Annotated in this window: 22 protein-coding genes; 9 read left to right on the top strand and 13 right to left on the bottom strand. The window is 65.6% G+C overall.

Features of this window, described 5'->3' with window-relative positions; translation table 11 throughout:
• The first annotated feature begins 50 nt into the window (after nt 1-50).
• The 5 genes from BM175_RS03475 to dnaE all read left to right on the top strand — a co-directional run bounded on the left by BM175_RS03475 (nt 51) and on the right by dnaE (nt 8,353).
• The gene (locus BM175_RS03475; RefSeq protein WP_090959375.1) at nt 51-317 is read left to right on the top strand and encodes a DUF1467 family protein; all 267 of its coding nucleotides are present in this window, start codon (nt 51-53) and stop codon (nt 315-317) included.
• Nucleotides 318-716: 399 nt separating this feature from the next.
• Nucleotides 717-2,039: a proline--tRNA ligase gene (gene proS, locus BM175_RS03470; protein ID WP_090959372.1), complete on the top strand. Its 1,323-nt coding sequence runs from the start codon at nt 717-719 to the stop codon at nt 2,037-2,039.
• A gap of 80 nt (nt 2,040-2,119) precedes the next feature.
• On the top strand, nt 2,120-3,352 hold the full coding sequence (locus tag BM175_RS03465; RefSeq protein WP_090960163.1) for a lipoprotein-releasing ABC transporter permease subunit: 1,233 nt from the start codon (nt 2,120-2,122) through the stop codon (nt 3,350-3,352).
• Complete coding sequence (locus tag BM175_RS03460; protein WP_090959369.1) at nt 3,349-4,041, top strand: ABC transporter ATP-binding protein; 693 nt, start codon at nt 3,349-3,351, stop codon at nt 4,039-4,041. The genes BM175_RS03465 and BM175_RS03460 overlap by 4 nt, the downstream gene beginning before the upstream one ends.
• A gap of 712 nt (nt 4,042-4,753) precedes the next feature.
• The gene (dnaE, locus tag BM175_RS03455) at nt 4,754-8,353 is read left to right on the top strand and encodes a DNA polymerase III subunit alpha (RefSeq protein ID WP_090959365.1); all 3,600 of its coding nucleotides are present in this window, start codon (nt 4,754-4,756) and stop codon (nt 8,351-8,353) included.
• Nucleotides 8,354-8,361: 8 nt separating this feature from the next.
• Here the strand turns inward: dnaE and BM175_RS03450 are convergent, their stop codons facing one another.
• Nucleotides 8,362-9,021, bottom strand: coding sequence for a hypothetical protein (locus BM175_RS03450; RefSeq protein WP_244545849.1), 660 nt, complete (start codon nt 9,019-9,021; stop codon nt 8,362-8,364).
• Entirely contained in the window at nt 9,018-9,305 is a 288-nt protein-coding gene (locus BM175_RS03445; RefSeq protein ID WP_090959364.1) for a DUF3572 domain-containing protein, read from the bottom strand. The genes BM175_RS03450 and BM175_RS03445 overlap by 4 nt, the downstream gene beginning before the upstream one ends.
• Nucleotides 9,306-9,445: 140 nt before the next feature.
• Here BM175_RS03445 and BM175_RS03440 point away from each other — a divergent pair, with 140 nt between their 5' ends.
• A complete protein-coding gene (locus BM175_RS03440) occupies nt 9,446-9,817 on the top strand; it encodes a response regulator (RefSeq protein WP_090960157.1) in 372 nt (123 codons plus the stop codon).
• A gap of 390 nt (nt 9,818-10,207) precedes the next feature.
• Here BM175_RS03440 and rpmG read toward each other — a convergent pair whose 3' ends face one another.
• The 10 genes from rpmG to BM175_RS03390 all read right to left on the bottom strand — a co-directional run bounded on the left by rpmG (nt 10,208) and on the right by BM175_RS03390 (nt 21,987).
• Nucleotides 10,208-10,375 carry a 50S ribosomal protein L33 gene (gene rpmG, locus BM175_RS03435; protein ID WP_090959361.1) on the bottom strand — a complete coding sequence of 56 codons (168 nt, stop codon included), beginning with the start codon at nt 10,373-10,375 and terminating at the stop codon, nt 10,208-10,210.
• A gap of 192 nt (nt 10,376-10,567) precedes the next feature.
• Entirely contained in the window at nt 10,568-11,755 is a 1,188-nt protein-coding gene (locus BM175_RS03430) for an MFS transporter (protein WP_090959359.1), read from the bottom strand.
• Complete coding sequence (locus BM175_RS03425) at nt 11,752-12,450, bottom strand: NUDIX hydrolase (RefSeq protein WP_090959356.1); 699 nt, start codon at nt 12,448-12,450, stop codon at nt 11,752-11,754. The genes BM175_RS03430 and BM175_RS03425 overlap by 4 nt, the downstream gene beginning before the upstream one ends.
• A complete protein-coding gene (locus BM175_RS03420; RefSeq protein WP_090959354.1) occupies nt 12,447-12,857 on the bottom strand; it encodes a DUF983 domain-containing protein in 411 nt (136 codons plus the stop codon). Before BM175_RS03420 ends, BM175_RS03425 begins: the two co-directional genes overlap by 4 nt.
• Nucleotides 12,854-15,127: a ribonuclease R gene (gene rnr, locus BM175_RS03415; RefSeq protein ID WP_090959351.1), complete on the bottom strand. Its 2,274-nt coding sequence runs from the start codon at nt 15,125-15,127 to the stop codon at nt 12,854-12,856. The genes BM175_RS03420 and rnr overlap by 4 nt, the downstream gene beginning before the upstream one ends.
• A 5-nt stretch (nt 15,128-15,132) precedes the next feature.
• Nucleotides 15,133-17,850: a type I DNA topoisomerase gene (gene topA / locus BM175_RS03410; protein ID WP_090959348.1), complete on the bottom strand. Its 2,718-nt coding sequence runs from the start codon at nt 17,848-17,850 to the stop codon at nt 15,133-15,135.
• Between the two features lie 124 nt (nt 17,851-17,974).
• Nucleotides 17,975-19,108 carry a DNA-processing protein DprA gene (gene dprA, locus BM175_RS03405; protein ID WP_090959345.1) on the bottom strand — a complete coding sequence of 378 codons (1,134 nt, stop codon included), beginning with the start codon at nt 19,106-19,108 and terminating at the stop codon, nt 17,975-17,977.
• The gene (gene plsY, locus BM175_RS03400) at nt 19,105-19,713 is read right to left on the bottom strand and encodes a glycerol-3-phosphate 1-O-acyltransferase PlsY (RefSeq protein ID WP_090959342.1); all 609 of its coding nucleotides are present in this window, start codon (nt 19,711-19,713) and stop codon (nt 19,105-19,107) included. The genes dprA and plsY overlap by 4 nt, the downstream gene beginning before the upstream one ends.
• 4 nt (nt 19,714-19,717) lie before the next feature.
• Nucleotides 19,718-21,037, bottom strand: coding sequence for a dihydroorotase (locus tag BM175_RS03395; protein WP_244545848.1), 1,320 nt, complete (start codon nt 21,035-21,037; stop codon nt 19,718-19,720).
• Nucleotides 21,034-21,987, bottom strand: a complete 954-nt coding sequence (locus BM175_RS03390; protein WP_090959337.1) for an aspartate carbamoyltransferase catalytic subunit — start codon at nt 21,985-21,987, stop codon at nt 21,034-21,036. Before BM175_RS03390 ends, BM175_RS03395 begins: the two co-directional genes overlap by 4 nt.
• Nucleotides 21,988-22,146: 159 nt before the next feature.
• On the opposite strand from BM175_RS03390, the gene BM175_RS03385 reads away from it, so the two are divergent.
• Together BM175_RS03385 and BM175_RS03380 are read left to right on the top strand one after the other, a co-directional pair.
• The gene (locus BM175_RS03385) at nt 22,147-22,659 is read left to right on the top strand and encodes a hypothetical protein (protein WP_090959334.1); all 513 of its coding nucleotides are present in this window, start codon (nt 22,147-22,149) and stop codon (nt 22,657-22,659) included.
• Nucleotides 22,659-22,979 carry a DUF6105 family protein gene (locus tag BM175_RS03380; protein WP_090959331.1) on the top strand — a complete coding sequence of 107 codons (321 nt, stop codon included), beginning with the start codon at nt 22,659-22,661 and terminating at the stop codon, nt 22,977-22,979. Before BM175_RS03385 ends, BM175_RS03380 begins: the two co-directional genes overlap by 1 nt.
• Here BM175_RS03380 and ruvX read toward each other — a convergent pair.
• On the bottom strand, nt 22,928-23,410 hold the full coding sequence (gene ruvX / locus BM175_RS03375; RefSeq protein ID WP_090959328.1) for a Holliday junction resolvase RuvX: 483 nt from the start codon (nt 23,408-23,410) through the stop codon (nt 22,928-22,930). The genes BM175_RS03380 and ruvX overlap by 52 nt on opposite strands.
• A gap of 68 nt (nt 23,411-23,478) precedes the next feature.
• Here ruvX and BM175_RS03370 point away from each other — a divergent pair, with 68 nt between their 5' ends.
• Nucleotides 23,479-24,180: a metal-dependent hydrolase gene (locus BM175_RS03370; RefSeq protein ID WP_090959325.1), complete on the top strand. Its 702-nt coding sequence runs from the start codon at nt 23,479-23,481 to the stop codon at nt 24,178-24,180.
• Nucleotides 24,181-24,257: the final 77 nt, after the last annotated feature.

The following is a 24,257-nucleotide window of genomic DNA, read 5'->3' as shown; positions in this document are numbered from 1 at the left end:
GGGAAGGCGCCCGGACCTTCGGACGGCCTGACAGAGCCTGGAGAAGCATCATGGGGATCCTGACCTCGGTCGCCATCTACTTCGTGATCTGGTGGACCGTGCTTTTCATCGTCCTTCCGATCCGCATGCGCTCGCAGGCGGACGAAGGCGAAGTGGTGCTCGGCACCACGCACAGCGCCCCCGCGCGGTTCAGCGTGGCGCGGGTCGCATTCCACAATACTCTGCTAGCGACTGCGGTGTTCGCGCTGTTCTATCTCGTGACGGAAGTTTTGGGCATCGGACCAGGATCGTTCCCGCACATCGTCCCAGGAACCTGAGCCGAACGGCGCCCAAAAAAAATGCGAAGCTTTCGCTTCGCATTTTAAGGTGCCTGGTCCGGGTTCCGCTCCGGTGTCGAGACCGGGGCGGCGCTTCTCGCGCGCCGGAAACCACGTCCTCCCATGACTGAACCAAGCGATCTGCGCCCGTCGGGGCGTTCCTCTTGACGGTGCGTATCTATCGACGAATCCCGAGCCTTGTCGACTCAAATTCCGACTTTTGTGACAGTTTTTCGTCACGCTGCCTGCGTTTTCGGCAAATTCCTATCTGCGCCGACCTTGCATCAATCCTGCGCTGCGGCTTGCCAGTTCCGCGCCTCGCTTCCCAAGCTTTCGGCGAGTGGTTAAGAGCTTGCTGACGACACGTCGTAAGTCCGAACGCGAACCGCACGAGTTTCCATGCGCCTGTCCCGCTACTTCCTGCCGATCCTGAAGGAAACCCCGAAGGAAGCCGAGATCGTGTCGCACCGGCTGATGCTGCGAGCGGGCATGATCCGCCAGCAGGCAGCGGGGCTCTACTCGTTCCTGCCGCTCGGCAAGCGGGTGCTCGACAAGGTGACGAAGATCATCCGCGAGGAGCAGGACCGCTCGGGTGCGATCGAGCTTCTGATGCCGACCATCCAGTCGGCCGACCTCTGGCGAGAGAGCGGACGTTACGACGACTACGGCAAGGAGATGCTGCGCATCCAGGACCGGCACGAGCGCGACCTCCTGTTTGGCCCGACCAACGAGGAGATGGTCACCGATATCTTCCGGTCCTACGTGCGCTCCTACAAGGACCTGCCGCTGAACCTCTACCACATCCAGTGGAAGTTCCGCGACGAGGTGCGCCCGCGCTTCGGCGTGATGCGCTCCAGAGAGTTCCTGATGAAGGACGCCTATTCCTTCGACATCGACTACGAGTCGTCCAAGACCGCCTACGACCGCATGTTCGTGGCCTATCTTCGCACCTTCGCGCGCATGGGCCTGAAGGCGATCCCGATGCGTGCCGACACGGGCCCGATCGGCGGCGAACTCTCCCACGAGTTCATCATTCTCGCGTCGACCGGCGAGAGCGAGGTGTTCTGTCATCGGGACTACCTCGACATGGCGGTGCCGGGCGAGGGGATCGACTTCAACGATGCGGCGTCGCTGGCTTCGATCGTCCAGACCTGGACGATGCCCTATGCCGCGACCGAGGAGATGCACGATGAGAGCGCGTGGAACGCCGTCGCCGAGGGCGATCGCCTCGCCGCGCGCGGCATCGAGGTCGGACACATCTTCCATTTCGGCACCAAGTATTCCGAGCCGATGGGCGCTACCGTCACGGGTCCGGACGGCAAGGAAGTACCCGTGCAGATGGGTTCCTACGGTATCGGTCCAAGCCGCCTGATCGCGGCGATCATCGAGGCGAGCCACGACGAGAACGGCATCATCTGGCCGAAGGGCGTTGCGCCGTTCGACGTCGGCCTCGTCAACATGAAGCCGGGCGACGCCGACTGCGACGCGGTCGGCGACCGTCTTTACGCCGAACTTCAGGCGGCCGGGCACGACGTCCTCTACGACGACGAGGACACGCGCGCCGGAGCGAAGTTCGCGACGATGGATCTGATCGGCCTGCCCGTGCAGGTGATCGTCGGTCCGCGCGGGGCGAAGGCAGGCGAGGTCGAGATCAAGCATCGTGCGAGCGGCGAGCGGGAGACGCTACCGGTCGGCGACATCTTGGCGCGTCTGTCCGCGTGACGTCGGCCGAGACCCTGGAAGACGCCGTCCACGGCGGGCAGGCGGCCGGCAAGACCCGCCCTTTCTCCCGTTTTGAGTGGATGATCGCCGGGCGCTATCTGCGCTCGCGCCGCCGCGATGCGGGTGTGTCGGTGATCGCCGGCTTCTCCTTCATCGGCATCATGCTGGGCGTTGCGGCGCTCATCATCGTCATGTCGGTGATGAACGGCTTCCGAGGCGAACTGCTCACGCGCATCCTCGGCGTCAACGGCCACGTCATCATGCAGCCGATCGATAGTCCGTTGACGGATTTCGACGAAGTCGCCAAACGCATATCTGCGGTGCCCGGCGTCGCCTACACGATGCCGCTCGTCCAGGGGCAGGTCCTCGCAACGGGCTCGGGCTCCGGCACGGCGTCGACGGGCGCGCTCGTAAAGGGCGTCCGTGGCGCCGACCTCCAGAAGCTGACACCCGTCGCCGGCAATATCCAGCTGGGCTCAATCGACCACTTCGACACCAGCCAAGGCGTGGCGATCGGCTCGCGACTGGCCCAGTCCCTCGGCCTTGGACTCGGAGATTCGATCACGTTGGTCTCGCCGGAGGGAGACGTCACGCCGCTCGGCGTCACGCCGCGCGTGAAGGCCTATCCGGTGGTCGCGGTCTTCGAGATCGGCCTGTCGGAGTACGACGCGTCCTACATCTACATGCCGCTGAGCGAGGCCCAGCTTTTCTTCAATTCCGAGGACAAGGCGCAGTCGATCGAGATCTTCCTGAACGATCCGGATCAGGTCGTGTCCCGGCAGGGGCCGATCGAACAGGCTGCGGAGCGTCCGAACTACACCGTGACATGGCAGCGCATGAATGAGAGCTTCTTCTCGGCGCTCGAGGTCGAGCGGAACGTCATGTTCATCATCCTGACGCTGATCGTTCTGGTCGCCGCTCTGAACATCATCTCCGGTCTCTTCATGCTCGTGAAGGACAAGGGCCGCGACATTGCCATCATGCGGACCATGGGCGCGACGCGCGGCTCAATCATGCGCGTCTTCCTGATTACCGGCGCGTCGATTGGCGTCGCCGGTACGCTCGCGGGCTTTGTCCTCGGGACGCTGTTCTGCCTGAACATCGAGAACCTCCGGCAGTTCTTCTCCTGGGTCTCCGGCACCACGTTGTTCAATCCGGAGTTCTATTTTCTGTCCCGCCTGCCGGCCGAGATCGACGTGAGCGAGGTCGTCACGGTGGTCGCCATGGCCATCGGACTGTCCTTCCTCGCGACGATCTTCCCGTCCTGGCAGGCATCGAAACTCGATCCCGTCGAGGCCCTGCGCTACGAATGAGCACAAATTCCTCAATTCGCCTGGCGCAGGTCGAGCGACACTACGTCCAGGGCGAGTCGCGCCTGACGATCCTCGACCACGCCGATATGGAAATCCGTGCAGGCGAAATGGTCGCGCTGGTCGCACCATCAGGTGCCGGCAAGTCGACGCTTCTTCACATCGCCGGTCTGCTCGAGAAGCCTGACGGGGGCGACGTCTTCGTCAACGGCACGTCCTGCAAAGGTCTCGACGATGCCGGGCGGACCGACATGCGCCGGTCATCGATCGGTTTCGTCTACCAGTTTCACCATCTCCTGCCGGAGTTCTCGGCGCTGGAGAACGTGATGCTGCCGCAGATGATCCGCGGTCTGCCGCGCAAGGTCGCAGCCGACCGAGCCCGAATGCTCCTCGAATACATGCGCCTCGGCCAACGGGTGACCCACCGTCCGGCGGAGTTGTCCGGCGGCGAACAGCAGCGCGTCGCCATCGCGCGCGCCGTCGCCAACAACCCTTACGTCCTGCTCGCCGACGAGCCGACCGGCAACCTCGACCCGTTGACGTCGAACTACGTCTTCGACGCCATGACGGCCCTCGTACGTCAGTCCGGCGTCGCAGCGTTGATCGCCACGCACAATCACGACCTGGCCAAGCGAATGGATCGGGCGATCACTCTTCGTGACGGCAAGATCATAGACCACGTGCTGGTCTAGGCAGCGATCTGGTTAGCTCGTCCGGGCTGGATGGTTCGAAGCGGCCAGTGGGCGACCGCGAACCCATGGGGACGCGCACGGTTACCGGAAGACCTATCCGTCAATACCTCGGGACGCGAGAAGGTCTCTATGGCTCTGCCGGTCTCCGAATGTCCGTGTGCTCATCGTTGAGTGACGAGGTCAAAGCGCGACGCTTCAGCGTCGTTCTCGCCCATCGATAGAACCGGCTTTCCCGCCGCGACTCGAGCGCCGCGGACGCATTGCTCTGTTCGTTTGGCCTGGGACGACCGTTGACCGGGTGATGGCTGTCCCCGAGGGAGCATTTTCGTTTCCCAACTCATCGCCTGTCTACCGGCGTGGCGGACGACCTGCCCGATCGCTGTCCGAGTTCCCAGCAACCCTCTCGAAATGGCAGTAGCACGACCGAATCAAGGATTGATTCACTATCCGCGTTGCGGCCTCTTGATCTTCACCCAAAGATGGAACAAAAAAGGAACATAGGAACGAAAGGGGAACGACATGCTGATCCTGAAGGAACTCGCTTCGCTGACCGCTCTCTGCCTCTTCTTTGCGAGCTTCGCTCTCATCGTCCATATCCTCTGACGAACACCGAAGCCGCGCCGACTGCTGGCGGTCGCGGCAGCTGCATCTTATCTGGGGATGGGCTCTCGGGGGCGGGCGCATCCTGAAATAGCAGGCTGGACTCTGCCCCATGGATTGGAACACTGAGGAAGCTTCTGACGCCGCAAGCGGCCCTGAGTCGTTCTACGACGATCTCGGTTATCTGCGGCCGGTCGGCGAGTCATTCGATGACGACGCGCCGACGATCGAGGAGATCGCCGTGTCCGACCCTGTCGAGCCGATTGCGCCGCCACGCTTCATTCATCTGCGGGTGCACAGCGCGTTCTCCCTTCTGGAAGGCGCGCTGCGGATCGACCAGATCGTCAAGTTCGCCAAGGGTGATGGCGCGCCGGCGATCGGCATTGCCGACACCAACAACCTCTTCGGGGCGCTCGAGTTTTCGGAGAAGGCGGCGAAGTCCGGCGTGCAGCCGATCATCGGTTGCCAGCTCGAGGTCGATTTTGGTGACGCCGAGATCAATCCGCGTGACCGCTCCGGCTTCGGTCCTGCGGCCCCGGTCGCCTTCATCGCCGCGACCGAGCAGGGTTACGAGAATCTTGTCGAGATCGTTTCCCTGTCCTACCTCGCGCACGACGGTAACGTTCGACCGCACGTCCCGGTCGCTTGGCTGGAAGGTCGCACAGAGGGGCTGATCGTCCTCACCGGCGGTCCGCTGGGACCGATCGGCACGGCGATCGCGGCCGGGCAGGGTGGTCTGGCACGCGCCCGTCTGGAGAGGCTTGCTGCCCTCTACGGCGACCGGCTCTATGTCGAGCTTCAGCGCCACGGTGGGCGCGAGCGGCGGACCGAACCGGAGACGGTGGCTCTCGCCTATGACTTCGGCCTGCCACTGGTGGCCACCAACGAGCCGTTCTTCTTCTGCGACGAGGACTTCGACGCCCACGATGCGCTGATCGCGGTGGCGTCGAACAGGCTCGTCAGCCACGAGGACCGTCGTCGGCTGACGAACGATCACTGTTTGAAAAGCCAGGACAAGATGGCGGAGCTCTTCGCCGATCTGCCGGAGGCTTTGGAAAACACGATCGAGATCGCGCGCCGTTGCTCCTATCGCGTGCGCACGCGCAAGCCGATCCTGCCGCGCTTTGCCGGTGCGGATGCCGACGCTGCGGAGGCGGAACGGGCGGAGGCCGCCGAGTTGCGCCGGCAGGCAGAGGCCGGTCTGGAAGCGCGGCTTGCCTTTCACGGGCCGGCTCCGGGACAGACCGTCGAAATTTACCGCGAGCGGCTCGAGTTCGAACTGTCCGTCATCGAGCGGATGAAGTTCCCGGGCTACTTCCTGATCGTGTCGGACTTCATCAAGTGGGCGAAGGCCAATGGCATTCCCGTCGGCCCGGGCCGCGGCTCCGGCGCCGGCTCGCTGGTCGCCTATTCGCTGACGATCACCGATCTCGACCCTCTGCGCTTCGCGCTCCTGTTCGAGCGCTTCCTGAACCCCGACCGCGTGTCGATGCCTGACTTCGACATCGACTTCTGCCAGGACCGGCGCGAAGAGGTGATCCGTTACGTCCAGGAAAAGTACGGCCGCCAGCAGGTCGCTCAGATCATCACGTTCGGTTCGATGCAGGCCCGCGCCGTGCTGCGCGATGTCGGCCGCGTGCTCGAGATGAGCTACGGCCACGTCGACAAGCTCTGCAAGCTCGTCCCGCAGAACCCGGCCAACCCGGTGACGCTGGCGCAGGCGCTGGAGGACGAACCGCGGCTTCAGGAGGCGCGCAAGGCGGAAGAGGTCGTCGACCGCCTGCTGACGATCTCGTTGAAGCTGGAGGGGCTCTATCGTCACGCCTCGACCCACGCGGCCGGCATCGTGATCGGTGATCGGCCGTTGTCGAAGCTCGTGCCGATGTATCGCGATCCCCGATCGGACATGCCCGTCACCCAGTTCAACATGAAGTGGGTCGAGCAAGCCGGCCTCGTGAAATTCGACTTCCTCGGCTTAAAGACACTGACGACCCTCAAGACCGCCGTAGATCTGATCGCCCGCCGCGGGGTTCAGATCGACCTCGGCGCCCTGCCGCTCGACGACGCGCCGACCTACCAGCTCCTGACGCGCGGCGAGACCGTGGGCGTGTTCCAGGTGGAATCGATCGGCATGCGCAAGGCGCTGATCGGCATGCGACCGGACTGCTTCGAGGACATCATCGCCCTCGTCGCGCTGTACCGTCCGGGGCCGATGGAGAACATTCCGGTCTACAACGCGCGCAAGCACGGCGAGGAAGAGGTCGAGATCATCCATGAGATGATCGAGCCCATCCTGCGCGAGACCCAAGGGGTGATCGTCTACCAGGAACAGGTGATGCAGATCGCCCAGGTCCTCTCGGGCTACACGCTCGGCGAAGCCGACCTCCTGCGCCGCGCCATGGGCAAGAAGATTCGCGCCGAGATGGACGTCCAGCGCGTTCGCTTCGTGGAAGGCTGCGAGAAGGGCGGCATCAAGAAGGCGCAGGCGAACACGATCTTCGACCTCCTGGCCAAGTTTGCGGACTATGGCTTCAACAAGAGCCACGCAGCAGCCTACGCGCTGGTTTCCTACCAGACGGCCTATCTCAAGGCGAATCATCCGGTCGAGTTCCTCGCCGGGTCGATGACGCTGGATATGGGCAACACCGACAAGCTCAACGATTTCCGCCTCGATGCCAAGCGGCTCGGCATCGAGGTCGTACCGCCATCCGTCCAGACCTCGTTCAAGCCGTTCGAGGTGGAGGACGGCAAGATCATCTACGCGCTGGCGGCGATCAAGGGCGTCGGCGAGCAGGCGGTCGAGCACATCGTCGAGCGGCGGCAGGAGGGCGGCCGGTTCGAGAGCCTCGAAGACTTCTGCGCCCGGATCGATCCGAAGATCGTCAACAAGCGCACGCTGGAACACCTGATCTGCGCCGGCGCGCTCGACTGCTTCGGTCATGATCGGGCGAAGCTGTGCGGCAACCTCGACCGTCTGGCAGGCTATGCGGCCATGGCCCAGTCGGGACGCACGTCGGGCCAGCACGACATGTTCGGCGGTGCCAATGCCGGACCGGAACCGCTGCGCCTCACAGACGTGCAGGGCTGGACCAGTGCCGAGCGACTGCTGAAGGAATTCCAGGCGATCGGCTTCTATCTGTCGGCGCATCCGCTGGACGAGTACAAGGCTGCCCTCAAGCGCCTGAAGGTCCAGTCCTATGCCGAGGTCGTCGCGGGGGTGCGGCGTGGCCAGACGGCCGGACGCCTCGCTGGAACCGTCACCTCGCGTCAGGAGCGCAAGACGAAGTCGGGCGGCAAGATCGGCATCGTCCAGCTCTCCGATGCTTCAGGCCAGTACGAGGTCGTCCTGTTCACCGAGACGCTGATCAACTTCCGCGACATGCTGGAGCCGGGCGCGTCGGTGATCGTCACTGTGTCGGCCGAAGATCGACCAGAAGGAATTTCGCTTCGGGCCTCCGGGGTTCAGTCGCTGGAAGGCGAGGCGGAGAAGATGCAGAAGGCACTGCGCGTCTTCCTGCGGGACGCCAAGCCGTTGCAGTCGGTGCGCAGTCAGCTTCGGCCGGGAGGCGACAGCGAAGTCTCGCTGATCCTCCTGCGCAACGACGGCGAGCGCGAGGTCGAGATCGACCTGCCGGGTCGCTTTCGCGTCTCGCCGCAGATCGCCAGTGCGATCAAGGCGGCACCGGGTGTCGTCGACGTCGAACTCGTCTGATCGGAGGCTCAGGCCCCTGTCGCGATCTGCTGGAGTGCGGCTTCCGCCTCGACCCAGTTCCCGACGCGGACCGTACCGGTCGGCATCGCGGGAAGGTGGGGCCGGAAGTCCGGGTTCGCCATCAGGTGAACGAGGTGGACGTCTGGCGCGCTCCGCCGCACCCCCTCGAGATTGGGTGGCAGGTCGTCGACGAATGCGACCGGCCCGCGCCAGCGCTGCTTGAGTTCGGCCACAACGCCGCCCTTGGAACGTTCGGTCGCGATCATCGGCCAGTGAAGGCCAGCTGCATCGAGGAGATCGCGGCGCTGATCGTAGAAGGTCGGGGTCATGGCCGTGAGGAACACGATGTCGGCCACGGCGGACAAACGTGAAAGCGCCGCCGCGACGCCCTCGACGGGTTTCTGACGCTCGCCCTGCTCGACATAAAGCCGCTCCGTCACACCGTCGAGTTCGTGGCCGGTGAGGGCGGCGCCTGTCGAGATCGAACGAACGTTGCCAGTCAGCTTGAAACTGTCGAAGTGAAGTTTGGCGCTGTACTCTGCCAAGAGTTCGCAGAACGGCGCTATGAAATGCAGCACCACTTCGTCGATGTCGAGAACGAAGAGGGCTTCGTGTCGCTTCGACAATTCGGCGATCTGCGGGCCCCGCGTCGCATGCGTCACCGTCACGAAAAGGACTCGGCGTAGGTGTCTCCGAGCGAGCGCCGGGCGGCCGCTACGTCCTGCGGACGTATGCCGGCGTGGGCGGCGAAGTCGTTCAGCGTCGCCTCGTCCGCAATGACGAAGTCAAGGACGCCCGCCAGGAACGTGGGCTCGGTGGCAGCCTCGCGCAGGTTCTCGAGTTCCAGTCCCGTCAGCCGCAGGAAGCGATTGAAGAGGACTGTATCGGATGCGACGAAGGACAAGGCCTCGATCGCCAATGTCGACGCATCATCTTCGCTTGCGCGTTGCATGTCTCAGCCTTTCTTAACCACGATGATGCCTCGCACGATCGGCGAGTGCATATCTACCTTTGTTAAATCAAATTGCGGGTACTTTCGCGAACCGACACAGGAAACGGATGCTGCCCGATTCCGCCACGAAGGTTGCGTCAATGACCAAGACCGTCATGATCGTCGAGGACAACGAGCTCAATATGAAGCTCTTCCGCGACCTCATCGAGGCCCATGGCTACCGCACCGTTCAGACGCGCAGCGGCCTGACGGCGATGGATCTCGCGCGCGAGAGCCAGCCGGACCTGATTCTCATGGATATCCAGCTGCCGGAAATCTCCGGGCTGGAGGTGACGAAGCTGCTGAAGGCCGATCCGGATCTCAAGCGCATTCCCGTCATCGCGGTGACGGCCTTTGCGATGAAGGGCGACGAGGAGCGGATCCGTCAGGGCGGATGCGAGGCCTATATCTCGAAGCCGATCGCGGTCACCAAGTTCATCGAGACGATCAAGTCGTTCCTCGGCGACGCGTGAGTCACCGTGGGTGACGGTCCATCAAGTCGCGCTCGACCGCCGCAAGGTTAACCATTCGTGAAATCTTCGTGGACGGGATCAGTCCACCGGATTGATTCTCGGGCGATTCTCGGCAACTCTCGGAGCGTGGGAAAAAGGGCGCAGGCAAGCCGCTCCCTTCGAGTTTCCCCATGGAATGCTCAGGTCCGCCGCATCTCCTGGGTCCCGTGGGGCGGTCGGCCGGCATCTGGTCTCAAGCGGTTTCCTCGTACCGTGATCGGATTGCCGGCCGGCCACTTTCCTGTCTATCCGACAACCGATCCTTCGTACGTTGCTGCGTCACGCATGCCGTAAACGCAAAACGCCGCCCCGAAGGGCGGCGCTGCAGATCGTCGTTCGGCCGGAAGCGGCTTACTTGATCTTCGTCTCGCGGAACTCGACGTGCTTGCGCACGACCGGATCGTACTTCGTCTTGGTGAGCTTGTCGGTCATCGTACGGCTGTTCTTCTTGGTCACGTAGAAGAAGCCGGTGTCCGCCGTGCTCAGCAGCTTGATCTTGATGGTGGTTGCCTTGGCCATGGTCTTCGGTCCGTCCGTCTATCAATTGTGGTTTCCTGCGCCGAGCGATGCGACGGGTGAGCGTCGCAAGAGGCATGCAGGACAGGGTTCGAGAAGATTCGAGTACCGGACCGGGCTTCGGGCTCGATGCTCGACGGGGCGAACGAGCCGCCTCGACTATCGCGGCGGACACTACGCATGGCGGCGCTCAAGTCAAGAGGGACGCCGCAGCGTCCGGACCCCGATCGCCAGGATATAAGCCGCGAAGAAGACGGCGAGGGCATAGGCAAAGCCGCTCGGACCGAACAGATCCATCGAAGTCCCAAGCGTCTGGGGACCGACGAGCATGCCGAGCGAATAGCAGAAGATGAAGGCCGCGTTGGCGGCCGCAAGATCGGCACCGGCGAGACGCGACCCGAGATGCGCGAGACCGACGGTGTAGAGACCGGCGACCACACCGCCCCACAGGAAAAGGACGATCGCCAGGAGCACCCAGTTCGCATGAAGCAGAGGCATGATCAGTGAGCCTGTGAGGCCGATGGCGGCGAACGCAAGAAGGAGATGCCTACGATCCCTGACCCGATCGCTGAGAAGTCCGAGCGGAATCTGCAGAGCGACGCTGCCGAGGCCGATCGCGGACAGCAGCCGCGCGGCACCGCCTTCGCTGAACCCGATCGACAGCCCGTAGAGCGGAAACAGGGCAAGCCCGCCCGACTCGACCGCGCCGAAGACGAACACGGCACAGGTGGCACTCGGCACGGCCCAGAGATAGCGATGGAACGGCGCCGTCGGCGACTCGTCCAGGACGGGTGTGCTGCGCGAAGCGAAGAGAAGCGGGACGGCAGCCGAGAGGATCATCGCCGCACCGATCCCGAAGGGCAGAAAGCCCTGGCTGCCGACGAGCGAGAAGACGAAGGGCCCGAGTGCGAAGCCGAGCGCGAGTACGGTCGCGTAGATGCCGAGAATCAATCCGCGGCGCGATGGCGGCGAAACGGCGCTAATCCAGAACTCGGACAGGATGAACATGACGGTGACCGCGAAATGGAAGACGAGACGCAGCGGAAACCATGTCCAGAACGGCTCGAAGACATAGAAGCCGATCGCCGACATCGCCGCCGCCGCGATGGCGAGGAACAGCGTGCCGCGGATGCCGAACCAAGCGGTGAGGTAGGGTGAGGCGGGAGCCGCCAGAAGCGAGGCGAGACCGGCGACCGCGGTGTTCAGGCCGATCAGGGTGGAGGAGATGCCGCGGGCTTCGAGGACGACGCTGAGAAGCGGGAGCCCGAGCCCGAGCGCGAGGCCGACAGCGCCAATCGAGGCGATCGCCGCAACCACGCCCGACCAGGCGACGCGATCGCTCGTCGGGGCAGGACTGTCGGACACCTGTGCGCCTGCGGTCATAGGTACTCGACGGTGTGCTCGCCCCGACGCCGCCGGAAGAAGGGGATCGGAGCCCATGGATCGTCCTGCGTGCCAGCTTCGAGCCGCCGAAAGGCGGCGTCCAGAACCCGTGCCGTTATCTCGGCGACGCGGAAGTTCTTAAGCTGTTCCGGTCCCACCCATATGACGGTGTCGAATTCGTCGGTGGGTGGCCGGGCAGGTAATCGTCGGTCGAGGAGACGGTCCGCTGACACGAGGAAGAAGCGCGCGTCGAACCGACGAGGAAGGCCGGGCGGCGTAATCGCCCGCGCCAGCGGCATCAGGGCGCGAGGCGTCGGAACGGCACCGGCCGCCGCGAAGGGCTCCCAGCCGGCCGGCATGGCGAGGGGCCGGCCCAACTCTGCAACGAGAAGGCCGGTCTCCTCCTGCGTCTCGCGGATCGCGGCGAGCGCGAGGGCCGCGGCGTGACATGTTATGCGCGGTTTCGGGCTTCCAGCCATCAATCGGGTGGCGACAGCCGCGTCGACCGCAAGATGCCGCGCCAGAGCCATGTCAGACGCTTCCAGTCGGCCACCGGGGAACACGAGATGGCCCGGCATGAAGAGATGACTGGCCGCCCGGACCCCCATCAGGAAGCGGATTTCGCCCTTTACGCTATCGTAGACGAGAAGCGAGGCCGCGTCCTTCGGCCGAACCCGCCTCGCAGGGTCGCTCAATGGTCGGCTTCGGCTGGAGCGCCGCCGAACCCGTGCATGCGGATCGCCCATTGCAACCCGATGGTCGCGCCCTTCAACGGCTGCAGCAGGACTAGCGACAGAACGAGCGTCACGGGGATCCAGATGGCCAAATGGGCGGCGAGCGACAGATCTGCCCAGGTCTCCGCCCCCATGAAGAGGGCGACGACGATGTGACCGACGATGAAGACGGTCAGATACGGGGGGAGATCGTCTGCGCGGTGATGCGAATATTCCTCGCCGCACCGGTCGCAGCGATCGACGCTCTTCAGGAACCCGCGGAAGAGCTTGCCCTTGCCGCAGTGCGGGCAGCGCATGCGAAACCCGCGCGCCATCGAAAGGAGAATACCGCGGGGCTCAAGCTCGACGGGATCACCGGATGCGCTCATCGTTTCCCTCTCACCTTGCCAGCGACGTTCTTGACCCGGAACGGACGATCCGGCCTGCGAGCCCGGGGGCGCGCCTTGTGGAACGAGGCGGTCGTGCCCGGCAGTTCGCGGGCTTCGGTCAGCATCTCGAAGCGCATCGCACCCGACAGCGGCGCGGCCTCGACGAGCTTCACCTCGACCGTATCGCCTAGCCTGTAGCCAAGCCGCGTCCGCTCGCCCACCAGCGTGTGAGCGGCCTCGTCATAGTGGAAGTAGTCGCGTCCGAGCGTCGAGATGGGCACGAACCCGTCGGCGCCATAGCTCGGCAATTGCACGAAGAGGCCGGCGCGCGTGACACCGGTGATGCGGCCCTCGAACTCCTCGCCGAGACGCCCGGCAAGATGCTGGGCGATGAGCCGGTCGACCGTGTCGCGCTCGGCCGCCATGGCCCGGCGCTCCGCCTGGCTGATCTCCTCGGCGGTCTCTTCGAGCTCGGCCTCTTCCACCTGCGTGATACCGCCCGCACCCAGCCCCAAAGCCTTCACCAGCGCGCGATGGACGACGAGATCGGCGTATCGGCGGATCGGCGACGTGAAGTGCGCATAGCGCATGAGGTTGAGGCCGAAATGGCCGATATTCTCGGGCGAGTAGTTCGCCTGGCTTTGCGAACGAAGGACAACCTCGTTGACGAGGCTCTCGTGCTCAGTGCCGCGCACGGCCTTGAGGATCCCGTTGAAATGCGCCGGCCGAAGGTTGCCGCTCTTGGCAAGCGGCAGATCCAGCGTGCGCAGGAAATCGCGCAAGGACTCCATCTTGGCGAGCGAAGGCGCGTCGTGGGCACGATAGATCAGCGCCTGCTTGTGCCGCTCGAGCGTTTCGGCCGCGGCGACGTTGGCTTGGATCATCATCTCCTCGATGAGGCGATGCGCATCGAGCCGGTCGGGCACCACGACGCGATCGACTTTGCCCTCACCGTTGAGCAGGATCTTGCGCTCGGGAAGATCGAGGTCGAGCGGCTGGCGGTCGCTGCGCGCACTCACCAATGCCCGGTAAGCGGCCCATAGCGGGCGGAGGACATTCTCGAGAATCTCGGCCGCTACCCCGTTGTCGCGCCCATCGATCGCCGCCTGCGCCTCTTCGTAAGCGAGCTTTGCGTGCGAGCGCATCATGATACGGAAGAACGTGTGTGAACGCTTCTGTCCCTGCGCATCGAACACCATCCGCACGGCGAGCGCAGGGCGGTCGACGCCCTCGCGCAGCGAGCACAGATCGTTGGAAATGCGCTCCGGCAGCATCGGGACGACCCGGTCGGGGAAGTAGACCGAATTGCCGCGTAACCGCGCCTCGGCGTCGAGCTTGGTGCCGGGCCGCACGTACCAGGAGACATCCGCAATCGCGACAGTGACGACATGTCCCCCCGGATTGGCAGGATCCTCGTCGGACCTCGCGTGCACGGCGTCGTCGTGGTCCTTCGCATCGCGCGGGTCGATGGTCACAAGGGGGAGATCGCGCCAGTCCTCGCGGTCTTCTATCGTGGCTGGTCCTGCGCGCTCGGCCTCCGCCATGACGGCCTGCGGAAAGACGTGCGGAATGGAATGGGCGTGCAGCGCGATCGTCGAGATCGCGCGCTCCGTCGCCATCGATCCGATCACGTCGGCAATCGAGCCTGTCGGCAGTCCGCGACGCTGGTGCTCGGCCGGTTCCACCTCGACGAGATCGCCGTCCTCGGCATCGCGGGTCGCGCCCGGCGGAATCATGTATTCCAGCTGCCGGCGCTCGACCGGCTCGACCCGGCCTCCGCCGCCCGGCGTCTTCCGGAAGACGCCGATGGCGCGAGCGGTGCGGCGCTCAAGCTTGCGGATGACCTTGGCGCTCGGTCCCGCGTCGCCCTCGTAGGTAAGTTCGGCCAGCACCCGGTCGCCGATGCCGACGGCCGGACCGGACGACTCCCCACGCAGCGCAAAGCGGGGACGGGGGCCGCGCTCGTCCTCGTCCCAGCCTATGGGGTCGCCGAGGAGGCCGCCGTCCGCATCTCGGCTGCGGATCTCCAGGACCCCGACCGTCGGCAACTCGCCCGGACGACGGTAGCTCTTGCGCCCGCCCTCCAGCAGTCCCTCCGACTGAAGGTCTGCGAGGATGTCCTTCAGGACGTAACGGTCGTCTCCCTTGACCCCGAACGCATTGGCCAGATCGCGCTTGGTGGCGCGACCCGGGTTTTCCGCGAGGAAGCGGAGGACCGCCTCTCGGCTCAGCGAGCGCGTTTCTCCATGGGGCTTCGCTCGCTTTGCCATCTCGTTCAGTCCGCCTTCGCCTTGGCCTTGGCGGCCGGCTTTTTCGCTGCGGCGGGCTTCTTCGCCTCGCCGGTCTTGGCCGCCGCCGTTCGGCGCGCGGCGGGCTTCTTCGCACCGTCCTCGCCGTCCGGCTTGGCGGCTTTCGTCGCCTTCTTGGCGGGTGCCTTCTTGACCTTGGTGCCGGTCTTCTCGGCGCGCTCGTTCAGGATCTGGATCGCCTCCTCCAGCGTCACGCTCGCGGGGTCCTTGCCGCGCGGCAGCGTGGCATTGACCTTGCCGGCGTTCACGTAGGGACCGAAGCGCCCCTCGCGCACGGTGATCGGCCCGCCGATCGTCGGATGCTCGCCGAGCGTCGCGAGCGCTGCCGGCGTCGACCGCCCGCGCGGCCCGCGCTCCTTTTTCTCGGCGATCACCGTCACCGCGCGGTTCAACCCGACGGTGAGGACGTCCTCGATCGATTCGAGGTTGGCATAGGCACCGTCATGCTGGAGGAACGGTCCGTATCGCCCGAGACCGGCCAGGATCGGCTTGCCGGTTTCCGGGTGCAGACCCACCTCGCGCGGAAGCGACAGCAACTGAAGCGCCTTCTCGAAGTCGATGTCCGCGACCTGCCAGCCCTTGGGCAGGGACGAACGCTTGGCCTCCTTGCCGTCGCCACGCTGGACATACGGTCCGAAGCGGCCCGAGCGGAGGGTGACCGGCTCGCCGGTCTCCGGGTCGCTTCCCAGGTTCTTCGGCTCGTTGAGCCCGCCGTCACCTTCGACGCCCTCGGCCTGAAGGTTGGAGCCGAGCTGACGCGTGAAGCCGCATTCGGGATAGTTCGAGCAGCCGACGAAAGCCCCGAACTTGCCGAGCTTCAGGCTGAGCCGGCCTTCGCCGCAGCGCGGGCAGGCGCGAGGGTCCGTGCCGTCGCCCTTGTCCGGGAAGACGAGCGGCGCCAGTTCTTCGTTCAGCGCGTCCAGGACATCGGTGACGCGCAGCTCCTTCGTGCCGTCGACCTGCGCCGAGAAGTCACGCCAGAAGTCGCGCAGGACGTCCTTCCACGAGAGTTCGCCCGCCGAAATGCCGTCGAGCTTGCCCTCGAGATCGGCCGTGAAGTCGTACTCGACGTAGCGCTCGAAGAAGTTGTGCAGGAAGGCCGTCACCAACCGGCCCTTCGAGTCGGGGAACAGCTTGCGCTTGTCCTGGACGATGTACTCGCGGTCCTGCAGCGTCTGAAGCGTCGCGGCATAGGTCGACGGGCGACCGATGCCGAGCTCTTCCATCCGCTTGATGAGCGAGGCTTCGGAGTAGCGCGGCGGAGGCTCGGTGAAATGCTGCGTCGGGTCGACCGACAGGCGCTTCAACGTGTCGTTCGCCGCGATCTCGGGCAGGCGCGCGCTCTCGTCCTCCTCTTCGGGCGTCTCGGTCGGCGCCTTGGAGTCGTCGCGGTGGTCCTGATAGGCCCCGATGAAGCCGTCGAAACGGATCACCGAGCCGGTCGCGCGCAGCATCGCCCTGCGCCCCGCACCCGTCGCCTCGATCTCGGCGGTGGTCCGCTCGATTTCGGCCGACGCCATCTGGCTGGCGATCGCCCGCTTCCAGATCAGGTCGTAGAGACGCGCCTGATCGCGGTCGAGGAACTTCTCCATGTCCTTCGGATGGCGATCGAAACTCGTCGGGCGAATGGCCTCGTGGGCTTCCTGCGCGTTCTTCGCCTTGGTCGAATAGAGGCGCGGCTTCTCCGGAACGTAGCGGCCGCCGAAGGTCTTGCCGATCGCACTGCGCGCATCGTCGATCGCTTCGGGCGCCATCTGGACGCCGTCGGTTCGCATGTAGGTGATGAGACCGACCGTCTCGCCCCCGATGTCCATGCCCTCGTAGAGACGCTGGGCGATCTGCATCGTGCGCGACGCACCGAAACCGAGCTTTGCGGACGCCGCCTGCTGGAGGCTCGACGTCGTGAACGGCGGAGAGGGGTTGCGACGGGTGGGCTTGGCCTCGACCGAGACGGCCTTGAACGACGCTCCGTTCAGCATGTCGCGAATCTCGAAGGCCCGCGCCTCGTTGCCGATCGACAGGCGCTGCAGCTTCTCGCCGTCGAATGCGGTGAGCCGCGCGACGAAATCCTCGCCCCGCGGCGTCGAGAGACGCGCCGCGATCTGCCAGTACTCGTCGGTCTTGAAGCGCTCGATCTCCGCTTCCCGGTCGCAAACGAGGCGCAGCGCGACCGACTGGACCCGGCCCGCCGAGCGCGCGCCCGGCAGCTTGCGCCAGAGGACGGGGGAGAGCGTGAAGCCGACGAGATAGTCGAGGGCGCGGCGGGCGAGATAGGCGTCCACCAGCGGCACGTCGATCTCGCGCGGGTTCGCCATTGCGTCCAGCACCGCCTTCTTGGTGATGGCGTTGAAGACGACGCGGCTGACCGGCTTGTCCTTGATGACCTTCTTCTGCTGAAGAACCTCCAGCACGTGCCAGGAAATGGCCTCGCCTTCGCGATCCGGGTCGGTCGCGAGGATCAGCCCATCGGCCCCTTTTACGGCCTGCGCGATCTCGGTCAGACGCTTCTGCGAGGGCTTGTCGACCTCCCAGTCCATGGCGAAGTCGTCGTCCGGACGCACGGAACCGTCCTTGGGCGGCAGGTCGCGCACATGGCCGAAAGAGGCGAGCACCTTGTAGTTGCTGCCGAGGTATTTGTTGATCGTCTTCGCTTTGGCCGGCGACTCGACGATAACGACTTCCATGAGCGGACGGTCCTGGGGAACGGGGCGGGCGCGAACGGGGACCGCCGAAAACTTCAAGCTTCGCTCACATGGACAGGCCGGACGCGTGGGTCAACCCCGCCCTGGTCCCCGAACCCCTCGCGGGTCAGGGCAGGAGACTGAGGCGTCCGCCACTGTGGCGTTCGAGCCGCCCGGCGAGATCCAATTCGAGGAGCACGACCTGCGCCGCGCTCCAATCGACCTCGGCATGTACGATGAGATCGTCCAGCGAGACGGGCGTCGTGCTGAGCGCGCGCACGAGACGCGATCGTTCGTCGTCGCCCGGCTCCTCGAACGGATCGGACGGCGGAGGCTCGGCAAACATGCCAGGACGCGCGTTGGAGCGACCATCGAGCGGCGCGAGCGCGTCGAGAATGTCGGCCGGCTCCGTCACCAGCATCGCGCCGTCCTTGATCAGCGCGTTGCAGCCCGCCGATTTCGCATCCAGCGGCGAGCCCGGCACAGCGAACAGGAGGCGGCCGAGCTCGCCGGCGAGCCGGGCGCTGATCAGCGTTCCCGAGCGCATCGCGGCCTCGACAACGAGGACGCCGAGCGACAGGGCCACGACCACCCGGTTGCGACGAGGAAAGTCGACGGCGCGCGGCTCCCAGCCGAAAGGCATCTCCGTGACGAGGCAACCGCCGCCGTCGGCGATGCGGCGCATGAGCGGTCGATTCTCGGGCGGATACGGGCGGTCGAGACCGCCGGCGAAGACCCCGATCGTGCCGGTGCCGAGGCTCGCCTCGTGCGCCGCCGTGTCGATGCCGCGGGCAAGACCTGACACCACGCAATAGCCCTCGCGACCGAGACCGTCCGCGAAGAGCCGAGCGAGTTTGCCGCCCGCGGCCGTCGCCGAGCGGGCGCCGACGATGGCGACCGCCGGCCGCTCGAACTGCGCGGTCTCGCCCATCACGGCCAGAACCGGCGGCGCGGCATCGGTGCGCAGGAGCATGGCGGGATAGTCGGCTTCTCCCCGGATTACGAAGCGGGCGCCCATGCGCTGCGCTGCGGCGAGTTCCGTCTCGACCGAGGCGAGGGGAGCGATTGCGACCTGTCGCCGGGCGCCGCCCCGCGCGGCGAGGTCGGGCAGCTCGGCCAGCGCGGCGGAAGGTGTTCCGAACCGGGCGACCAGCTTCGTGTAGGTAACGGGACCGACGTTCTCGCTGCGGATCAGCCGCAGCGCCGCAAGGCGCTCGGCGTCAAGCAGGAGCGGCGAAGCGGCCGCCGGCGACGACGTCACCCCTTGGACCCGATCTTGCTTTCCGTGCCGGCCAGGAGCCGGCGAATGTTGGACGCGTGCTTGATGTAGACGAGGACCGTCAGAATGGCCGTGAGGCCGGCGGCCATCGTGTTGCCGAGGGTGAGGTAGACGACCGGCACGACCAGCGTGGCGAGGAGCGCCGCCAGTGACGAGAACTTCCAGATCTTCGCGGCCCCGAGCCAGACCGCGGCGAACACCAGAACCCCGATCGGCGCGAAGCCGAGGAGCACGCCGATATATGTCGCGACCCCTTTGCCACCGCGAAAGCCGAGCCAGACAGGGAAGAGGTGCCCGATGAAGGCGCCGAAGCCCGCGAACGCAGCCGCCGGCGCACCCCAGCGCCAGAAGATCAGAACCGGCACGGTCGCCTTGAGAAGGTCGCCGAGAAGCGTCAGCGCCGCGACCTTCTTGTTGCCGGTCCGCAGGACGTTGGTCGCGCCGATGTTGCCGGAGCCGATCGACCGAAGGTCGCCGAGTCCGAACAGCTTCGTCAGGATCAGCCCGAACGCGATGGTGCCGAAGAGATAGCCGACGACGAGGGCGGCCACGAGGATCGTCGGGTCAACGCCCACGGCCAGGTTCATCGGCTCAGTGTCCCTGATTCTGGATGGAGAAGACTTCGCGCCCGGCGACGAAGGTCTTCACGACCTCGCCCTGGAACCGCGCGTTCTCGAAGGCGGTGTTCTTGGATCGCGAGCGGATGCGGCTCTTGTCGAAGACGTAAGGGCCGTCGAGGTCGACCAGCGCGAAGTCCGCCGGGCGCCCGGGTTGCAGCGTGCCGCGGTCGATCTTGAGGAGCCGGGCCGGCGCCACGGTCAGTGCTTCCACGATACGGGCGAGGTCCACCCGGCCTGAGTGATGGAGGCGCAGCGAGGCCGGCAGCAAGGTTTCGAGACCGATCGCACCGGCTTCGGCCTCGGCGAAAGGACGTCGCTTGCCGTCGGCATCCTGCGGATCGTGCGCGGAGCAGATCACGTCGATCGTGCCGTCGGCGAGCGCGTCGATCATCGCCTGACGATCGTCCTCGTGGCGGAGCGGCGGCGAAAGCCGGAAAAAGGTTCGGTACTCGCCGATGTCGTTCTCGTTGAGCGACAGGTGGTTGACCGACACGCCAGCGGTAGCATCGACGCCGCGACGCTTGGCAGCGCGCATCGCCTCGGCGGACAATTCGGTCGAGATCTGCGCCGCATGGTAGCGAACGCCCGTCAACGCCGCGAGACGCAGGTCGCGCTCCAGCGGGATGAGCTCGGCCTCCCTCGGAATGCCGGGCAGGCCCAGCCACGAGGCGAGCAGTCCCTCGTTCATCACGCCGGACCCGACGAGATCGGCGTCCTGCGTGTCATGCGCGAACAGGGCATCGAAATCGCGCATGTAGGTCATGATGCGTCGGATGAGGCCGCTGTCGCGCAGCGTCCGTCGCCCGTCGGTGAAGGCCCGGACGCCGGCCTGAGCGAGAAGCCCGATCTCGGTCATCTCCTTGCCCTTCAGCCCCTTGGTGAGGGCTGCGGCCGGGAAGACGTTGACCGAGGCCGTCTCGCGCGCCGTTCGCATCACGAACTGAACCAACGCGACGTCGTCGATCACCGGATCGGTGTCGGGCATGGTGACGATCGAGGTCACGCCGCCCGCCGCGGCCGCGCGGCTCACCGAGCGGATCGTCTCGCGATGCTCGCTGCCGGGTTCGCCCATGTGGACGCGGATGTCGACGAGGCCGGGGATCAGGAGAAGGCCGGACGCGTCGATCACCTCGGCGTCGTCGGGCGCGTTCTCGTTGGCCGAGGCGGCGCCGACGGCGGAGATCACACCGTTTTCGACGAGAAGGTCTCCGCGTTCGTCCAACCCCTGCGACGGGTCGAGGATGCGGGCGTTGCGAACGATGAGGGGGCGGGCGCTGTCGAGGCCGGTCACGATGCGGTCTCCTCGTTGCCCATCATCCATTCCATCACCGCCATGCGGACGGCGACGCCCATCTCGACCTGCTCTTCGATGACGCTCTGGGGGCCGTCCGCGACTTCCGAGGCGATCTCGACGCCGCGGTTCATCGGGCCGGGATGCATGACGAGGGCATCCGGCTTGGCCCGCGACAGGCGCTGCCCGTCGAGGCCGAAGAGGCGAAAATACTCGCGCACCGAGGGCACGAAGGAACCTTCCATCCGCTCACGCTGGAGGCGCAGCATCATCACGACGTCAGCGTCCTCGAGCCCTCGGTCCATGTCGTGGAAGACGCGGACGCCCATCTGCTCGATGCCATTGGGCAGCAAGGTCGAGGGACCGACGACGCGCACGTCGGCGCCGAGCGCGTTGAGGAGGAGGATGTTGGAGCGGGCGACGCGGCTGTGGAGCACATCGCCGCAGATCGCGACCGACAGGCGCGCGACGCGGCCTTTGCGGCGGCGGATCGTCAGGGCGTCGAGGAGCGCCTGTGTCGGATGCTCGTGCGCGCCGTCGCCCGCGTTCACGACCGAGCAGCCGACCTTCTGCGACAGAAGGGCGACCGCGCCCGCAGCATGATGACGCACGACGAGGATGTCGGGGCGCATGGCGTTCAGCGTCATCGCCGTGTCGATCAGGGTCTCGCCCTTCTTCACCGACGAATTGGCGACCGACATGTTCATAACGTCGGCGCCCAGGCGCTTGCCAGCAAGTTCGAAGGACGCCTGCGTTCGGGTCGAAGCCTCGAAGAAGAGGTTGATCTGCGTTCGGCCCTTCAGCGCAGCCTTCTTCTTGTCGCGCCCGAGGCTGACCGCGATCTCGCGCTCGGCGAGGTCCATCAGCATGTGGATGTCGGGAAGCGACAGGCCCGCGATGCCGAGGAGATGGCGTCGGGGAGCGGCGGAGGGGGGTGTCAGCGCTGTCATGGCGAGCACCGCCTATAGGAGAAACGGGGAGGGGCCACAAGCGCGCCGTCCGCCGATGCGCCTCCGCAATTAACCATGCCGAAGAGTTCGCGTTGCGGGGTGGGAGCGAAGCGCGGATGTTGGCGTTAAGTTTTCGTTAACTCTTCGGAGGGCTGGCCCGTGAAGCGCATACCCACGACCTTCGCTCTTTCCACCTGGGCCGGCTTTCTCGCCGTCACCGGCGCCAACGAAATTCTACATCTGAACGGTCATGCCGCCCTCGGCGGCTTCGCGCTCGAACCGTCGGTCGGAACCGGTCCCGTCGGCTGGGGCGTCGCGCTTCTCTGCATTGGTACAGCGGCGCTTCTGGCCGTCGGCCTCATCCGGTTGCACGGGCGCGACGATGCCGAGATCGGGCAGGGCGAACTCCTGTCGTTTGCCGGGATCGGCGTCTGCTCGGCCATGGTGATCGCGGCCACCCTCTTCGGTCAGCCGTTCGCGGCGGTCTTCGACCGCCTCGACCTCGCCTTCTGGTCCCTCGGCCTCAGCTTGGTGGCGCTCGCGTTCGACGCCTGCATCTTTGCGCCGGACGACGAAGACGAGATGGACGAGATGGCCTTCCGCCGGACGGTCGCCGCGATCAGCGCCTCGATCCCGCGCCAGACCGACGTGCGCCGCGATGGAGACGCGTGATGCGCTGGCTGCTGTCTCTCTGGTTCCTGCCGATCGGCTTCCTTGTGCTTTGGCTCGTGCTCGCCTCCAACGACTGGAGCCTCGGCCTGCATTTCTTCTCGCGCGACATGTACGACACCGTGTTCGGCGTCTACGCGAAGGTGCTGGGCGTGGCGCCCGAAACGTTGCCGCCGCTGGTGGTGAGGGCACTGATCCTCGACAGCCTGATCGTGCTGGCGCTCTACGCATTGCGTCGTCGCAAGGCGATCGTCGGTTTCCTTCGCGACCGCTATTCGTCGCGCAGCTCGGTCAGCCTCGACAGCCTATCCAAGGCGCCCTGAAGAATGAAGGACGCGGCGGCCGAGTCGATCCGCTCGGCACGCTGACGCCGCGATACGTCCATCTCCAGAAGGCTGCGCTCGGCCGCAACGGTCGACAGGCGCTCGTCCCAGAAGACGAACGGACGCGGGTCGATCCGCTGGAAATTGCGCACGAAGGCCCGCGTCGACTGCGACCGCGGGCCTTCGCTGCCGTCCATGTTGAGCGGCAGCCCGATGACCACGAGCCGCGCATCGACCGAGGCGAGAAATGCAGACAGGGTGGTGGCATCCGCCTGAAACTTCGCGCGGCGGATGACGGGACGCGGATTGGCCAGCCCCCATCCGAGATCGGACACCGCGACGCCGATCGTCTTCGTCCCGAGGTCCAGCCCGACGGCCGTGCCTCCTGCCGCCCTCATGTCGACCACATCAGCGATATCAGCGATCAGCATCCTGCCTCCTTGATACGGGGCTTCCGGCGCTAGGTTTCCCGCGACCGCATCATCGGAGATCCCCTAGCATGAAGATGACCTACTTCGGCCATTCGGCATTTCGCATCGACACGGGACGCGCGGTCATCCTGATCGACCCGTTCCTGACGGGGAACCCGCACTTCAAGGGCGACGTCGCAAAGGCCACCGAAGGCGCCACCCATATCCTGCTGTCGCACGGTCATGGCGACCACGTCGGCGATACGGTCGAGATAGCCAGGCGTACGGGCGCCCGCGTCCTCGGAACCTATGAACTGGTCAACTGGCTGGCGTCCAAGGGTGTCGAGACCATCGAGCCAGCCAATACCGGCGGCACCGTCAAGTTCGACGGCTTCTCCGTCACCCTCACGCAGGCCTTCCATTCCTCCGCGAGCGTCGAGGAAGGCGGCAAGATCACCTATCTCGGCATGCCGAACGGCATCGTCATTCACTTCGACGACGGCAGCAGCGTGTATCACATGGGCGACACCGACATCTTCGGCGACATGGCGCTGATCGAGGAGTTGCACCAGCCCAAGATCGGTCTCGTGCCGATCGGCGACCGGCTGACGATGGGCGGGGCGGTGGCTGCGCTTGCCTGCCGCCGGTACTTCAACTTCAAGACCATCATCCCGCTGCACTACGGTACGATGCCGATTCTCGACGCCGATCCGCAGCGCTTCATGGACGCGATGGAAGACGAGTCCTCCCGCGTGCTCCTACCCGAAGTCGGTCAGCCCTTCGATATCTGACGAGCCTCTTTCGCGGACAGGCGGCGGCGTTGCCTCCGGTCAACCCCGCCGTTATAGCACCGTCTCGACCACCAGTT

It is taken from the genome of Aureimonas phyllosphaerae (genome assembly GCF_900113065.1).
Taxonomy (GTDB): Bacteria; Pseudomonadota; Alphaproteobacteria; order Rhizobiales; family Rhizobiaceae; genus Aureimonas; species Aureimonas phyllosphaerae.
Note: the sequence above shows the minus strand (reverse complement) of the source record. Positions and strands in the feature narration are given on the sequence as shown.